Here is a 15,532-nt window from a genome sequence, read left to right as displayed (position 1 = left end):
GTCTCAAATGACCTATAACCCTCGTTTTCCGCCATGACGCTATCGATCGGTTTTTTCGTTTATCCGAATCATCAAACGCTGGACCTAGCCGGGCCGATGTCGGCGTTTGGTCTTGCCGGACGGGTGGGTGAAACATCGCCCTACGAATTGCACGTATTCTCGGAGCAGGGTGGCCGGTTGGAAAATAGTGTCGGCGTGGAGATCACCACTCGTGCGCTGAATGAATGCTCGGTGGATACGCTGATCGTGGTGGGCGGTGGTCAGCCCGAAAAACTACCGGATAGTAGCTTCGAGGCTGTGAAGCAGGCAGCGTATCGCGCTCGGCGTGTGGCCAGTGTTTGCACGGGGGCTTTTATTCTCGCTGGCGCCGGGCTCTTGAGTGGTCGGCGTGCGACCACGCATTGGCGCGGTGCTTTACGATTGCAGCAGTCTTATCCCGATATTCACGTCGAGGCGGATCGGATCTATGTTCGCGATGGACACATCTGGACGTCGGCCGGTACCAGTGCCGGTATCGATCTCGCGTTAGCCATGATCGAGGAAGACTGTGGTCATGATATCAGCCAGGCCGTCGCCCGTGAGCTGGTAGTCTATTATCGCCGCCCAGGCGGGCAATCACAGTTTTCCACGCTCTCCGATCTCGAGCCCGATTCCGATGGGACTCGGCTCGTGCTCGACTACATACGTCGTCACTTGGATGCTTCGCTGACAGTGGATGTTCTGTCTAGCGTTGCTTGCCAGAGTCCGCGCCAGTTCACACGAATATTCAAGCGCGAAACCGGCGAGACGCCTGCACGCGCCGTTGAAAGGCTGCGGGCCGAAGCCGCCCGCTGGCGTGTCGAGCAGACCCTAAAGCCTGTGGAAACGATCGCTTGCCTAGTCGGTTTCAATGACCCGGAACGCATGCGTCGCGCCTTCCTGCGTTGCTTTGGCCAGACACCACAGGCGCTGCGCCGTATAGCGTCGGATCATCGGCATCCCTGATGACTGTTCTGCAGTGCTAGCCTTGCATCGAGCGACCATCCCTGCTTAAACCCGGCGTTGGCTAGCGCTTTGGAACATAACAGCGTCCAGGCTTACCCAAACAACTGCCCCGCGATACGCAGTCCGGCGATCCAGGTGCCGGCGGCGGAGCCCAGCGTGGCGAGCAGGAACACCAGTAACGTGCGGGCGACGCGGTTTTTCCACCAGCCGCGCGGTGTGCTGACGTCATGGCGCAGGCGCGAGAAGTCGCCCACCGTGGGGCGGCGTATGGCGAGTTCCACACCAGCGGCGACGAAACCGGCACCGATGGTGGGGTTGAGTGAGGTCAGCGGCGCGGCGATGAAGGTCGCGATGATGGTCAGTGGATGGGCCAGCGCAATGGCGGTACCCAGCGCCGAGAGTGCGCCGTTGATCAGAAACCATTCGCCGACCAGCGACCAGCCGAGTCCTGAATCACGGGAGAAGCCGATGGCGAAGCCGGTCAGTACCAGTGCGACGATGACCCACGGCAGGGCTTTCCAAAGTTTGGAGCGGGCCGGAGTGACTTCCAGTAAACGCCGCTCCTCGTCGATGGCCTCGGCGCTGGGCGGTTGTTGCCCTAGCGTTTGAAGATGCTTTCCCAGACCTTTCATGTGGCCGGCGCCGACGACCACCAGGATATTCCGTGGCGCTTGCCCGGCGACTTCCTCGCGCAGGCGTAGTGCCATGTAACGATCGCGCTCACGGATCAGTGGCGCGTAAAGCGACTCCGACTGTTCGGCGAACTCGGCGAAGGTCGACTCGAGCACATCGCCTTCCTTGAGGCGTTCGATCTCCTCGCTGGAGACTTTCTTGCGCGAGACCACGCTGCCCAGAAGCCCTGAAACCAGGCTCATACGTTGCCACCAGGGCACATTGTGATAGATGCGCTTGAGGGTCACGCCAATGTCGCGATCGACGAGATACAACGGCAAGTCCGCACGCTGAGTTTCCTTGATTGCCATCTGCATCTCGGCACCCGGCGTCACGCCGGATTGCTCGGCGACGCGCTGCTGGAAGGCGCCTAGCGCAAGGCTGGCGGCGACCATGCCGGCTTTGCCTTGGCGCAAGACCTGGAAGAGATCCATCTTGGCCATGGCGTCTGGCTGCGTGGCGCTTTGGTGGCGTGTGGGGCACAACTCGATGGCCACGGCGTCGAAGTCGCCAGAGCGGATCAGCTCGCGAACCTCGTCGGCGCTGGCGCGCGAGACGTGGGCGGTCCCCAGGAGGGTATAACGGGTCTCACCCTGATCGATGACCTGGCGAGGGCCGGCGTGAGTATCGGGCATGCGGCGTTTCGCTTCGGTGGCAGAAAAGCTCGATTATCCACGATGGCAGGGGGCGGGCCAAACCCGGCCCCGCTCGATGATACGGTGAGCGGGGCGTCGAATGTATGAATCAGCGCTTGGCGCGGCACGCCGCAGCAGTGAACAACACATCGGTGGACGAGTTCAGCGCGGTCTCCGTGGCATCCTGCACGACGCTGATGACGAAGCCGATGGCGACGACCTGCATGGCTACGTCATTGGAAATGCCGAATAGGCTGGCGGCCATCGGGATGAGCAGCAGAGACCCGCCGGCCACGCCGGAAACGCCGCAGGCAGCGAGCGAGGCGACGATGCACAGCAGCAGCGCCGAGGCGAAGTCCACGCCGATCCCCAGGGTATGGGCGGCTGCCAAGGTGATCACCGAGATGGTGATGGCGGCACCGGCCATGTTGATGGTGGCGCCCAGCGGAATCGAGATCGAATAGGTGTCGGAGTCCAGATCGAGGCGCTCGCAAAGCTCCATGTTGACGGGAATGTTGGCGGCGCTGCTGCGTGTGAAAAACGCGGTGATGGCACTGCCGCGCAGGCAGGCGAAGACCAGTGGGTACGGGTTGCGCCGGGTGGCCAGGAATACGATCAAGGGATTCGTGACCAGTGCCACGAACACCATGCAGCCGACGATGACGGCGAGCAGATGGGCGTAGTCGAGGAGGGCATTCATACCGGTATCCGCGAGCGTGCCTGCGACCAGCCCGAAGATGCCCAGCGGTGCGCAGCGGATCACCAAGCGTACGATGTTGGAGACGGCATCGGAGAAGGCGTTGAGCATCCCGAGCGTCGTCTCCGAGGAGCCGCGCAGCATCATGCCCAGCCCGATCGCCCAAGCCAAAATACCCACGAAGTTGGCGTTCATCAGCGCATGGATGGGATTGTCCACGACGTTGAGCAACAGGTTGCGCAGGATTTCAGCGATGCCGCCCGGCGGCTCGCCGCTCGCCTGGGGTGCATCGATGATCAGCGTGGTGGGAATTGCGAAACTGGCGACGACGGCCACCAAAGCGGCGCACAGGGTGCCGACAACGTACAGCACCAGTACACCGCGAATATGCGTGCGCTGGCCACGACGGTGGTTGGCGATGGCTGCCATGACCAGCAGTAAGACCAGCACCGGTGCCACCGCTTTCAGGGCTGAGATGAACACCTCACCCAGAAGCGATATCGAGGCGGCAGCATCGGGCCAGGCGGTGGCCACGACGATGCCAAGCACGATACCGATGACGATTTGCGGGATGAGCCCCAGGCGGGTTACCGCGCGTAGAGGGCTTGCGAGGCTGGTGGACATGACGCTTTCTCGAGGCTGAATAACGGATAAAGGCCCGTCGCGGTGGGCCGGGAAGCGCGCATGGTAGCATTGCCGCCATCGCGATACCCGACGAATCGACCTCGCTGGTTTTATCCTTTAGTTAAAAGAGAGTGTGAAGTTCCGCTCATATAGCATGAATCGGAGAGATTTCGCTATTTCATGGTGAATAGTGCCGTGTTGGATCAGCGTCGCCAGAAGGCGGGTGTAAACAGCACCAAGATAGTGAAGATTTCCAGGCGCCCGAACATCATTGCCATTACCAGGGTCCACTTGGCGAGATCCGGCATGTCGCCGTAATGCGTGGCCACGCTGCCCAGTCCCGGACCCAGGTTGTTGAGGGCCGAGCCCACCGCCGACCAGGCCGTCACCTGATCCAGCCCGGTGGCAAGCAGGATCAACAACATCAGCACGAAAAGCAGCATATAAGCGGAGAAGAATCCCCACACAGCTTCGGCCACGCCCCCGGAGATGCGCATCTTGCCGACCTTGACCGAAAACACCGCATTGGGGTGAATCAGGCGGTGAATCTCGCGCAGGCCTTGCTTGAGGATCAACAGGATGCGAATCACCTTCATGCCCCCGCCGGCGGAACCCGAGCAGGCGCCGACGAAAGCGGCGATGAATAGCATGAACGGCAAAACCCCCGGCCAAGCGGTGAAGTCGGCGACGCCGAACCCGGTGGTGGTGGCTATCGAGACCGTCTCGAACAAGCCGTGGCGCAATCCTAGAGTATCGTCGTAGGTGCCGCTCAACATGAGCGTGGCGATGGTGACGCTGACCAGCAGCGCCAGGAAGATCACGAAAAAGCGAAATTCGGGGTCGAGCAAATAATGGCTCAGGCGCTTTTCGCGCCACACCGCGAAGTGGAGCCCGAAGCTCAGCGACGAGACGATCATGAAGAACGCGCAAATCAGTTCGATGGTCGCGCTGTCAAAATAGCCGATGCTGGCGTCGTGGGTCGAGAAGCCACCGACGGCGACGGTCGAGAAGCTGTGACCGATGGCGTCGAACCAGCTCATGCCCGCCAGCCAATACGCCAGGAAACACGTCAGGGTCAGGGCGGCATAGATGTACCACAGGGCCTTGGCGGTTTCAGTGATACGCGGCGTCAGCTTGGAGTCCTTGAGCGGACCGGGAATCTCGGTGCGGTAGAGCTGCATGCCACCGATGCCCAGCGTCGGCAGGATCGCCACCGCCAGCACCACGATCCCCATGCCGCCTAGCCATTGCAGTTGCTGGCGATAGAAGCGGATCGACTCGGGCAGCAGGTCGATGCCGGTGAGAATGGTAGCACCGGTGGTAGTGAGGCCGGAAAACGACTCGAATACGGCATCGGTGAACGATAGTGACGGGTCTGCGGCAAGCATCAGCGGCAGCGAACCGAACAGCCCCAGTACGCTCCAGAACATCACGGTGATCAAAAAACCATCGCGAGTACGCAGTTCGCGTCGAGCATGACGTGCGGGCCAGTAAAGCAGCGCCCCGGTGATGAAAGTGATGCCCAACCCAATGACGAAGGCATCCCAGGTGGCGTCGTCGAAAATCAACGAAATCACCACCGGTGGCACCATGGTCAGGCTGAACAGCATGAGCAACAGCCCGACGATCCTCAGGATCACCAGAAAGCTCATGGTAGTCGCCTTGTAGAAACGGGAGTCGTGGGTAACCGATTACTCATCAGAAGAACGTCAGCCCTACCTGGAAAAGGCGTTCGACGTCGCGGATGCGGCGCTTATCGATGACGAAGAGAATCACATGGTCGCCGCTTTCCACCATGATATCGTCGTGGGCGATGAGAACCTCCTTGCCGCGCACGATGGCACCGATAGTGGTGCCGTTGGGCAAGTCGATCTCGTCGATGGTGCGTCCCACCACCTTCGAGGAGCGCGAATCGCCGTGGGCGATGGCCTCGATGGCCTCTGCCGCGCCACGTCGCAGCGAGTGTACGTTGACGATGTCGCCGCGCCGTACATGCGTGAGCAAACCACCGATGGTGGCTTGCTGCGGCGAGATGGCGATATCGATCTCGCCGCCCTGGACGAGATCCACATAGGCGGCGTTGTTGATCAACGTCAGAACTTTCTTGGCCCCCAGGCGTTTGGCCAGCATCGACGACATGATGTTGACCTCGTCGTCGTTGGTCAGCGCGCAGAAGATATCGCAGTCCTCGATGTTCTCTTCCAGCAGCAAGCGCTTGCTGGTCGCGCTGCCGTGCAGCACCACGGTGCGGTCGAGGCGCTCCGAGAGTACCGTGCAGCGTTCCAGCTCATGCTCAATGATCTTCACCTGGTGGCTGTGCTCGAGTGTCTCGGCGAGGCGCTCGCCAATGTTGCCGCCACCGGCGATGATCACTCGGCGGAAGTCACGGTCGACCTTGCGCAACTCGCTCATCACTGCACGGATATCCTTGCGCGCAGCGATGAAAAAGACTTCGTCGTCGGCTTCGATGACGGTGTCGCCGTGAGGGATGAGTGCTCGGTTGCGGCGATAGATCGCTGCCACGCGGGTATCCACATTGGGCATGTGGCGCCGCAGGAAGCCGAGTTCCTGACCCACCAGCGGGCCGCCGTAGTAGGCCTTGACCGCCACCAGTTGGGCCAGGCTGCCGGCGAAATCGAGCACCTGCAGCGCGCCGGGATATTCGATCAGGCGGCGAATATGGTCGGTGACTACCTGCTCGGGGCTGATCAGCACATCGACGGGAATCGCATCGTGGGAAAACAGCCCCTTGCGCGTCAGATAGGCGGTGGCGCGGACGCGGGCGATCTTGGTCGGCGTGCGAAAAAGCGTATGCGCGACCTGGCAGGCGATCATGTTGACTTCGTCGGAGTTGGTCACCGCGATCAGCATGTCGGCGTCCTCGCCCCCGGCCTGGCGTAGCACCATGGGGTAGGACGCCGTGCCGACGACCGTGCGGATATCCAGACGGTTGTGCAGTTCGCGCAGACGCTTGGTATCGACATCGACGACGGTGATGTCGTTTTCTTCGCTGGCCAGATGTTCGGCCAGTGTGCCGCCGACCTGGCCGGCGCCGAGGATGATGATCTTCATGCGAGGGAATCCGCGCTCAGTGACTGGCGCGTAGCATAAACCAGGCGGCGCCCCCAATGACAGGGGCGCCACGGCGCGTGGGCACGAGCCCGGTCAGTCGAGGGAGAGGCCGACCTTGAGGGTGACTTGCCAGTGGCCCACGCGGCCGTCCTCGAGATGGCCGCGAGTGTCGATGATCTCGAACCAACGCATGCCGTGCAGGCTCTCGCGGGCCTTTTCCAGCGCCTTGTTCACGGCATCCTCGATACCGTGCGGCGAGCTACCGGTCAGTTCGATGTGCTTGTAGACGTGATCGCTCATGGCGTTCTCCTTGCGCTTCAAGTGCGATGGGTTGGCTCAAGCGCCGATGATCTCGATACCGAGCCGAGTGAGACGCTGCCGCGTGGCGGCGTCCGTGTCGTGGGTGACCGGGCGTGTCAGCGGCCACAGAAAGCGTGTCTTGAAACCCGCGGCGACGGCGTCCTCGGCGCTCCATAACGCACATACGTCACGCGCCAGGCCGCAGAGATAGACGCTGTCGACACCACGTTCGCGTAGCCAGCCGGCCAACCCCGTAGTGGGACGTGTGCCATCGGGCCCCAGGTTGTTGCGAAAGGCGCTGTAGGAATCGACGCGAGGATCGCATCCCTTGCGCACGATCAGATCCACCGGCGCCCAGTCGAGCTCGGGATGCAGGCGGGCACCAGGCGTGTTTTGCACGCAGTGATCGGGCCATAGAGTCTGCGGCTCGCCGTACAGGTCGAGGGTGTCGAAGGGTTGATAATCTGCATACTCACTGGCGAAGGAGACGTGCCGAGCGGGATGCCAGTCTTGGGTCGCCACGACGTGCGCGAAACGTCGCTCGCCGAGCAACTGGCTCAATCCCGGCAGGATGGCGTCGCCGTCGGCACAGGCCAGGGGGCCGCCGGGCATGAAGTCGGGCTGTACGTCGATGACGAGCAGGGCACAGCGCGTATCGATGATCTCGAGGGCATCCTGCAACACGAGGGCTCCACTTAGGGGTGCGATACTTACAGTATCGAAGCCGCGTACGCCGCTGGCAAGGCGGAAGCGGCGTAGGCCGGCGGTGACGCCTCAGTGTTGCGCAGACGTGCTTTTGTGCAGACGCGCGTAGAAGAAGCCATCGTGACCTTCGATGTGCGGCAGGAGCTGGCGCCCGGCACCGGCGGAGCGGCCCCAGGCGACGTCGAGTTCGTCGGCGCTGGCGTCCGGGGTACGGGCGAGGAAGGCTGCGATCTGGTCCTGGTTCTCTTCGGGCATCACCGAGCAGGTGGCGTAGAGCAGCGTGCCGCCGGGGGCGAGGGTCGTCCACAGGGTGTCGAGCAGACGCGCCTGTAGGGCGGCGAGTTCACGAATATCGCGGGGGCGGCGCAAGCGCTTGATATCCGGGTGGCGGCGAATGACACCAGTGCCCGAGCAGGGCGCGTCGAGCAGCACGGCATCGAAGGCTTGGTCGTCCCACCAGTCGAGGCGGCTGGCGTCGGCGGCCACTGTGGTAGCCTCGAGCCCGAGGCGTGCCAGGGTGGCGTCGACGCGGTCGAGCCGCTCGGCGTCGCTGTCCAGGGCGGTGAGTTCGAGATCGAAGGTTTCGAGCAGGTGGGCGGTCTTGCCGCCGGGGGCGCTGCATGCATCCAGCACGCGGGCTTTGGATGTCGTGGCCAGGGCCGGCTCGAGCAGTGATGCGGTCAGTTGCGCGGCCTCGTCCTGCACGCTGACTGCGCCTTCTTCGAAACCGGGCAGGGCGCGCACGTCGCAGGCCTCGTGCAAGGTCACGCCATCCGCCGCGTACGGCGTGAGCTCGGCGGCCAGTCCGGCGTCCCGCAAGCGGGCCAGGTAGCCTTCGCGGTCTGCATGGCGACGATTGACGCGCAGCGTCATGGGACCGGGCTGGTTGTTGGCCTCGGCCAATGTGCGCCAGTCGTCGGGCCAAGCCTCGCGCCAACGCGTGAGCATCCATTCGGGATGCAGCAGCGCGATGCTGGGATCGCGATCGACCTGCGCTTGAAGTGTCTGGGTATCGCGCTGAAAGCGGCGCAGGCAGCCATTGAGAACGCGCGTGGCCCAGCCCTTACCCAGCGTGCGGGCGGCGCCAGCGGTTTCACCCACGGCGGCGTGCTCGGGGACACGCATATACAAGAGCTGATAGAGGCCGAGCAGCAGCAGCGCTTGGACGTCCTGGTCGCGGCGCTTGAATGACTGGCGCAGCAGGATTTTGGAGAGTGCCTCGAGACGCGGCAGCGTGCGACAGACCCCGAAGCACAGCGCCTTGGCCAGGCCGCGATCGCGACCTTCGACACCCGCGGATTCCAAGGTGCTATCGAGGGCGTTCAGCGATCCCTTGCCGTCGAGTACGGGAGACAGGGCGGAGGCGCAGACGGCGCGAATGTCCGGTGTACTCATGAGTTGGTCTCCTGACCCAGTCGCTGTCCCGGAGCGAAGCGCTCGCCACGGGCATTGAGCAGATCGCGCACCGCGAGCGGCTTGCCGCCGGGAAGCTGGGCGCGGGTGATGTGCAGCACCTGGGTGCCGTCGGGACCGCAGGCGATGCGCAGGGCGTCCGGGGTACTTTCCAGCAGCGTGCCGGGGACCTCGGCGGCGCCGGTTTCGGGGGCAGGGTCGGCCAACCACAGACGCAGTGCGTCGCCTGCGAGGCGCGTCCAGGCCACCGGCCAGGGATTGAAGGCACGCACACGGGCGGCGAGTTCGGCGGCAGGGCGTGTGAAGTCGAGTTCGGCCTCGGCCTTGCTCAGCTTGGTGGCGTAGGTGACGCCCTCCGCCGGTTGAGGCGTCGCGGTCAGGCCCGTGTCCGCCAGGGCGTCGAGCGCCTCGACGATGGCCTTTCCACCCAATGTGGCAAGACGGTCGTGCAGCTCGCCGCTGGTCGTCGTCGCGGTGATAGGCGTGTCGCGTACCAGCAGCATGTCGCCGGTATCGAGGCCGGCGTCCATCTGCATGATGGTCACCCCGCTTTGCGTGTCGCCGGCTTCGATGGCGCGCTGAATGGGCGCCGCACCGCGCCAACGGGGCAACAGCGAGGCATGCACGTTGAGGCAGCCCAGATGCGGGATATCGAGTACCGCTTGCGGGAGTATCAATCCATAGGCGACGACGACCAGCACGTCGGCATTACAGTCGGCGAGTGTTTGCCGGGCATCGGCGTCCTTGAGCGTGGTGGGCTGATGGACGGGCAGCGCGTGTTCGAGCGCCAGCGCCTTGACCGGGCTGGGCGTGAGCTTGCGTCCGCGTCCTGCACCACGGTCGGGTTGAGTGTGCACCGAGACCACCTCGTGGCGGCTTTCGAGCAGCGCCGCGAGGCTGGCGGCGGCGAAATCGGGCGTGCCGGCGAATGCGACGCGCAGAGATTGGGACATCGGGCGGACTTCCGTAACGGCTTGCGGGATCTGGATGATAGCGGATACGGCGGCGATGGCAGAAGCCGCATTGCGCTGGCGGGCATGTTCGTTCAATGCCACGGGCCGGCAAGTGCCGGCCCGTTTGGCGAGTGCGAGGCGAGAGGTTTGCGTGGCCTCAGGCGTCCTGCATGGCCTTGTGGCGTTTCTGCATCTTTTTCATGATTCGGTCGCGCTTGAGCGGCGAGAGATAGTCGACGAACAGCGTTCCCTCGAGGTGATCGCACTCATGCTGGATGCAGTGAGCGAGCAGGCCATCGGCCTCCAGCTCGTAGGGCGTGCCATCGCGATCCAGCGCCTTGAGCGATACCCGCAACGCACGCGGCACCTCGGCGTAATGGTCGGGGATCGACAGGCAGCCTTCCTGCATGGGCTCGCGTTCTTCACCCAGCGGCGTGTATTCGGGATTGATCAGTACGCGGGGCTGTGAGCGATCGTCGCTGACATCCATGACGATGACGCGGCGATGCACGTCGACCTGGGTCGCGGCCAGGCCGATGCCCTGGGCGTCGTACATGGTGTCGAGCATGTCGTCGACCAGCGTACGGATCTCGTCGTCGACGGTCTCGACGGGCGCCGCCTTCTTGCGCAGGCGTCCATCGGGAAATTCGAGAATGGTCAGCTTGGCCATGGCGTTAAGAAAACCGTTATGCTGTCACGTGAAATTTGTCCGCTAGTGTAATGCGCCGTCGGCGGGAACGGAACCGAAAGGACGCCGATGCCCCCGAGAGCGAATGACTAGGCGATGCGCCGCCAGCAGCGGTGAAGCAGGGCGACGGAATATGGGAATAGTATAGCAGTGCGTCCTGACGCATGCCGAGGGCCCAAAGCCTCGGTGCGGTGCAGGTTGACGTGCTGGCAATCAGAAGAAGAGACGATCATGTGGGCAGGATATGGCGGGAGCGCTGCTGGACGGTGGTGTGGCGGCATGCGAGTGGGACTCGGCTTGGCATTGGTCGCTATTTTCGGCACGGCCTACGCTGCCGAGGGACGCGATGAACCGCGTGAGGTCGTGCATCTGTCCCCACGTGTGCGTGAAGTGCCGCTGAGCGAGGCGGTCTCCACCATCGAGCGTCAGACGGTGGCGCCCTTCCTGCACGAATATCGTCTTGTCGACTCGCAGGCCACGCTGGACGCTACGCCCTACGTCGTCGCGGGCGAAGAGGGGCATCAACTGATCGGCAGTGGCGACCGGTTTTATGTCCGTGCAGCCGAGGAGGCCGCGCGCTCGCGTGATGCGCGGCTTGTCATCTATCGCCCCGGCACGATCTACCATGATCCGGAAAGTGACGCGTTGCTGGGCATTGAGCTGCGCGCAGTGGGCGAAGCCCGTTGGGTGAAGCGCGACGGCGACCTGGATGTCTTCGAAGTGCGCAAGGCACGTCAGGAAATACGCCCCGGCGATCGCCTGCTGCCGTATCGCGAAGAGCGTCTCTCACTGACGTTTTCTCCCCATGTTCCAGACCATGTCGTCGATGGTGAGATTCTGGGCGTGCCCGAAGGCGTGAACTATGTCGGCCGACACACCATCGTGGCGCTCGATCTGGGACGTACGAATGGCATCGCGCCGGGCACTGTGCTGACCCTGGATGCCGCGCCGGCGCAGGTAAGCGACCCCCTCGAGGATGACACCCTGCACGTGGCGGGCGAACCCGGCGGTGTGGCGATGGTGTTCGAGAGCTTCGAGCGGGTCAGCTACGCGCTGGTCATGGAGGCCTCGCGGCCACTGGAAGTGGGCGATGGCGTGAGCACGCCCGAACGGCGTGTGTTGACGTCATTGGAAGCACGGTGAGGAAGGCGCGCATGATGACAGCGAAAGAGTGGTGTGCCCTGGCGCATTTACCCAAACTCGGCGCGCGGCGTCTGGCGGTCATCCGCCGAGAGCTGGCCGCGCAAGGTTTGGCGGATGATTGGCCCGAGGCCTGGCTAGCGGCGATGCCCGCTGAGCCACGCGACACGCTGCGGCACTGGCTCGACCACCCCGCGAAGAGCCCTCTGGAGGCGCCGGTTACGGCGGCTCTGGCGTGGGAGTCGAGCCAGCCATCGCATCATCTCTTGTATCCCGGTCATCCGGCCTGGCCTGCCTTGCTCGATGAAATCGTCGACCCGCCGGCACTGCTATGGGCCAAGGGCGACCTGGCTGCGCTCGATCTGCCGGGTTTGGCTATGGTCGGCACGCGGCGACCGACCCGTGAAGGCCGCGACAACGCGGCTTTCTTCGCCCGAGAACTCGTAGATGCTGGCTTCGGCATCGTCAGCGGCATGGCACTGGGTGTCGACGGCGTGGCCCAACGCACGGCGCTGGAGGCTGGCGGACGCAGCGTCGCGGTGCTCGGCTGCGGCGTAGACGTGATCTATCCGCCGCGTCATGCCGATTTGTATCGCCGTCTGCTCGACGAAGGCGGCCTGCTGCTCTCCGAACATCCCGCCGAGACGCGGGCCCATGCGCGCTATTTTCCACGCCGCAATCGCATCATCACTGGGTTGTCACTGGGCGTGCTGGTCGTCGAGGCGGCCGAGAAGAGCGGTTCGCTGGTCAGCGCACGGCTGGCGATGGAACAGAACCGCGAAGTCTTCGCGATTCCCGGCTCGCTGCACAACGTGCAGGCACGCGGCAATCTGGGGCTGATCCGCGACGGGGCCTGCCTGGTACGCGGACGCGACGATATTCTCGAGCAGTTCGGCCATTGGCAGGCGTTGAACGCGGCATCGTCTGAGGCCGATACGGCGACGCCACCGATGCATGAAGACGCTCCGGTGCCCCTCGATGTGCCCCAGGACCCGTTACTGGCGCTGTTGGATACGGCCCCTACGCCGCTGGACGTGCTCGTCGAGCGCAGCGAGCTGGATGTCGGCGGATGCCAGATGCGCCTGCTGGAACTGGAGCTCGCCGGCCAGGCCGCGCAGGTGAGTGGGGGGTGGGTGCGCCGCGCCACACGCTAGGCCTGCGACAGCGTGGCACGGCGTCTCGCCCTGCGTGCGTGATAAGATGACTGCATCTTGTATCGCCGTGAAGTGAAATCCTTCGTCATGTCAGAGACGTCCGACACTCTTAGTCACGCCGTGGCGGCATTGCGCCGCGGCGCCATCGTGGCTTATCCCACCGAGGCAGTGTGGGGGCTGGGCTGCGACCCCGATGACGATGCCGCCTTGGCGCGGTTGATCGAACTCAAGCAACGCGATCCTGCCAAGGGGCTGATCCTGATCGCTGGGTCGGTGTCGCAACTGGCGCCTTGGCTGGAAGGGCTCGACGAGGCGCAACGCGCGCGTCTGGCGACCAGCCAAGCGGCGCCCACTACCTGGCTGGTGCCGGACAACGGCCGGGCACGCCCGTTGTTGCGCGGCGAGCACGCCACCCTGGCGGTGCGCGTCAGCGATCATCCCCTGGTACAGGCCTTGTGCAACGTCTTCGGCGGGCCGCTGGTCTCGACCTCGGCCAATCGTGCCGGTGAGCCGCCCGCGATGAGCGCCGATGACATACGCGCGGCCTTCGGCGAGGCGGTGACGCGCGTCGATGGCGCGCTGGGTGGGTACGCGCGGCCGAGCACGATCCGCGATCTGGCAAACGGCGAGGTCCTGCGCGATTGAGGCGTGTCGGTGTGTCGTATGCCTGGCGTCATGGCCGGGCGCTACATGAGTCAAACCAACCGAAAATCCGAGGAGCGTGACGTGGCACACCCACATCTCGACAAGGTGAAGGAGTATCTACTCGACTTGCAGGAACGTCTCTGTGAAGGCCTGGCCGCCGAGGATGGCGAGGCCTTTCGCGAAGATAGCTGGACACGCGAGTCGGGTGGTGGCGGTCGCTCGCGGGTGATCGAGAACGGTAACGTGTTCGAGAAGGGCGGGGTCAATTTCTCGCATGTCTTCGGCGAACAACTGCCGGCCTCGGCATCGGCTGCGCGGCCCGAACTGGCCGGACGCAGCTTTCATGCCGTGGGTGTGTCCTGGGTGCTGCATCCGCATAACCCGCATGTGCCCACTGCGCATGGCAATGTGCGCTTCTTCATTGCCGAAAAAGAGGGGGCCGAACCCGTCTGGTGGTTCGGCGGTGGTTTCGACCTGACGCCCTTTTACCCGGTATTCGAGGACGTGGTCCACTGGCACCGTGTGGCCCGCGATGCCTGCACACCGTTCGGCGATGATGTCTATCCGCGCTTCAAGCAGTGGTGCGACGACTACTTTGTCCTCCATCATCGCGGCGAAACGCGTGGCGTCGGCGGGCTGTTCTTCGATGATCTCAACGAATGGAACTTCGAGCATTGCTTCGCGTTCCAGCAGGCGGTGGGCGATACCTTCCTCGACGCCTATCTGCCCATCGTGCGGCGGCGGCGCGAGACGCCTTATGGTGAGCGCGAACGCGACTTCCAGGCGTTCCGGCGCGGCCGTTACGTCGAGTTCAATCTGGTCTGGGATCGCGGCACCCTGTTCGGGCTGCAAAGCGGTGGGCGTACCGAATCGATCCTGATGTCGATGCCGCCGCTGGCCCAGTGGCAGTATTGCTGGTCGCCTGAGCCGGGCAGCGACGAGGCGCGCCTGGGCGATGAGTTTCTGCACCCACGCGAGTGGCTCGAGGAGGCCGAGGCATGAGCGATCGTTATTGTGTCTTCGGGCATCCCATCGGGCATTCGCGCTCGCCGCGCATTCATGCACTGTTCGCCGAGCAGTGCGGGCAGACCATGACCTACGAGGCCATCGAGGCGCCGCGCGAGGACTTCGTCGGCGCCTGGCGCGCCTTCGTGGCGGCGGGCGGTCTGGGTGCCAATGTCACCGTGCCGTTCAAGGAAGAGGCGTATCGCGTGGCGGACGTGCTCAGCCAGCGTGCGCGTAGAGCGGGAGCCGTCAATACGCTGGTACACGGCCGCGATGGGCGCACCTATGCCGATACCACCGATGGCGTGGGCCTGGTACGTGATCTCGAGGCGCACGGCGTGACGCTCGACGATGCGCGTGTTCTCGTGCTTGGTGCGGGCGGTGCCGTGCGCGGCGTGCTCGATCCATTGCTGGCGGCGGGGCCACGAGCATTGCATATTGCCAACCGTACCGCCGAGAAGGCGGTTGGCCTGGCCGCTGACTTCCAGCAGGAGGGAGACGTGACGGGCAGCGGCCATGATGCCCTGGAAGGCCCTTTCGAGGTGGTTATCAATGGCACCAGCGCCTCATTGAGCGGTGAGCTGCCGCCCTTGCCGGAGACGCTATTGGCGGCTGATGGCGTGGCCTACGACATGATGTATGCCGCCGATCCGACCGTCTTTCTGCAATGGGCGAGCGCGCGTGGCGCACGCACGATCGATGGCCTGGGCATGTTGGTCGAGCAGGCGGCCGAGTCGTTCTTCCTTTGGCGGCACGTGCACCCAGACACTGGGGCGGTACGCGATACGCTACGCCACGAGCTTTGATGGCCGTGCGCCGGCCGCAAACAGACGCCGACTTCCAGA

General features: G+C 64.0%; 15 protein-coding genes. 6 read left to right on the top strand and 9 right to left on the bottom strand.

Annotation, left to right across the window (positions count from 1 at the left end):
- Positions 1 to 33 precede the first annotated feature (33 nt).
- Positions 34 to 984, top strand: coding sequence for a GlxA family transcriptional regulator (locus OP495_RS07795; protein WP_280568364.1), 951 nt, complete (start codon positions 34 to 36; stop codon positions 982 to 984).
- Between the two features lie 92 nt (positions 985 to 1,076).
- Here the strand turns inward: OP495_RS07795 and OP495_RS07790 are convergent, their stop codons facing one another.
- The 9 genes from OP495_RS07790 to def all read right to left on the bottom strand — a co-directional run bounded on the left by OP495_RS07790 (position 1,077) and on the right by def (position 10,725).
- Complete coding sequence (locus tag OP495_RS07790; protein WP_280568362.1) at positions 1,077 to 2,291, bottom strand: TraB/GumN family protein; 1,215 nt, start codon at positions 2,289 to 2,291, stop codon at positions 1,077 to 1,079.
- A 109-nt stretch (positions 2,292 to 2,400) separates the two neighbouring features.
- Positions 2,401 to 3,612, bottom strand: coding sequence for a serine/threonine transporter SstT (gene sstT / locus OP495_RS07785; protein WP_280568359.1), 1,212 nt, complete (start codon positions 3,610 to 3,612; stop codon positions 2,401 to 2,403).
- Positions 3,613 to 3,815: 203 nt separating this feature from the next.
- Positions 3,816 to 5,264 (bottom strand): TrkH family potassium uptake protein, encoded by a 1,449-nt coding sequence (locus OP495_RS07780; protein WP_280563877.1) that lies wholly within the window; start codon positions 5,262 to 5,264, stop codon positions 3,816 to 3,818.
- Between the two features lie 46 nt (positions 5,265 to 5,310).
- Complete coding sequence (trkA, locus tag OP495_RS07775; RefSeq protein WP_280563878.1) at positions 5,311 to 6,684, bottom strand: Trk system potassium transporter TrkA; 1,374 nt, start codon at positions 6,682 to 6,684, stop codon at positions 5,311 to 5,313.
- Positions 6,685 to 6,777: 93 nt separating this feature from the next.
- Positions 6,778 to 6,984, bottom strand: a complete 207-nt coding sequence (locus OP495_RS07770) for a dodecin (RefSeq protein WP_280563879.1) — start codon at positions 6,982 to 6,984, stop codon at positions 6,778 to 6,780.
- A gap of 36 nt (positions 6,985 to 7,020) precedes the next feature.
- Positions 7,021 to 7,668, bottom strand: coding sequence for a nicotinamidase (locus tag OP495_RS07765; protein WP_280563880.1), 648 nt, complete (start codon positions 7,666 to 7,668; stop codon positions 7,021 to 7,023).
- Positions 7,669 to 7,758: 90 nt separating this feature from the next.
- Positions 7,759 to 9,084, bottom strand: coding sequence for a 16S rRNA (cytosine(967)-C(5))-methyltransferase RsmB (rsmB, locus tag OP495_RS07760; RefSeq protein ID WP_280563881.1), 1,326 nt, complete (start codon positions 9,082 to 9,084; stop codon positions 7,759 to 7,761).
- A complete protein-coding gene (gene fmt / locus OP495_RS07755; protein ID WP_280568356.1) occupies positions 9,081 to 10,055 on the bottom strand; it encodes a methionyl-tRNA formyltransferase in 975 nt (324 codons plus the stop codon). Before fmt ends, rsmB begins: the two co-directional genes overlap by 4 nt.
- Positions 10,056 to 10,212: 157 nt before the next feature.
- Positions 10,213 to 10,725, bottom strand: coding sequence for a peptide deformylase (gene def / locus OP495_RS07750; protein ID WP_280563883.1), 513 nt, complete (start codon positions 10,723 to 10,725; stop codon positions 10,213 to 10,215).
- A gap of 249 nt (positions 10,726 to 10,974) precedes the next feature.
- Between def and OP495_RS07745 the strand changes: the two genes are divergently transcribed.
- From OP495_RS07745 to aroE, 5 genes are all read left to right on the top strand, one after another.
- On the top strand, positions 10,975 to 11,886 hold the full coding sequence (locus OP495_RS07745; protein ID WP_280568353.1) for a peptidoglycan-binding protein: 912 nt from the start codon (positions 10,975 to 10,977) through the stop codon (positions 11,884 to 11,886).
- A gap of 11 nt (positions 11,887 to 11,897) precedes the next feature.
- The gene (gene dprA / locus OP495_RS07740; protein WP_280568349.1) at positions 11,898 to 13,037 is read left to right on the top strand and encodes a DNA-processing protein DprA; all 1,140 of its coding nucleotides are present in this window, start codon (positions 11,898 to 11,900) and stop codon (positions 13,035 to 13,037) included.
- A gap of 87 nt (positions 13,038 to 13,124) precedes the next feature.
- A complete protein-coding gene (locus tag OP495_RS07735; RefSeq protein WP_280568346.1) occupies positions 13,125 to 13,682 on the top strand; it encodes a Sua5/YciO/YrdC/YwlC family protein in 558 nt (185 codons plus the stop codon).
- Between the two features lie 81 nt (positions 13,683 to 13,763).
- On the top strand, positions 13,764 to 14,684 hold the full coding sequence (hemF, locus tag OP495_RS07730; protein ID WP_280568343.1) for an oxygen-dependent coproporphyrinogen oxidase: 921 nt from the start codon (positions 13,764 to 13,766) through the stop codon (positions 14,682 to 14,684).
- The gene (aroE, locus tag OP495_RS07725; RefSeq protein ID WP_280568340.1) at positions 14,681 to 15,493 is read left to right on the top strand and encodes a shikimate dehydrogenase; all 813 of its coding nucleotides are present in this window, start codon (positions 14,681 to 14,683) and stop codon (positions 15,491 to 15,493) included. Before hemF ends, aroE begins: the two co-directional genes overlap by 4 nt.
- Positions 15,494 to 15,532: the final 39 nt, after the last annotated feature.

The organism is Chromohalobacter sp. 296-RDG (genome assembly GCF_029889885.1).
Taxonomy (GTDB): Bacteria; Pseudomonadota; Gammaproteobacteria; order Pseudomonadales; family Halomonadaceae; genus Chromohalobacter.
The sequence above is the reverse complement of the archived record's forward strand: the minus strand, read 5'-3'. Positions and strand labels throughout refer to the sequence as shown.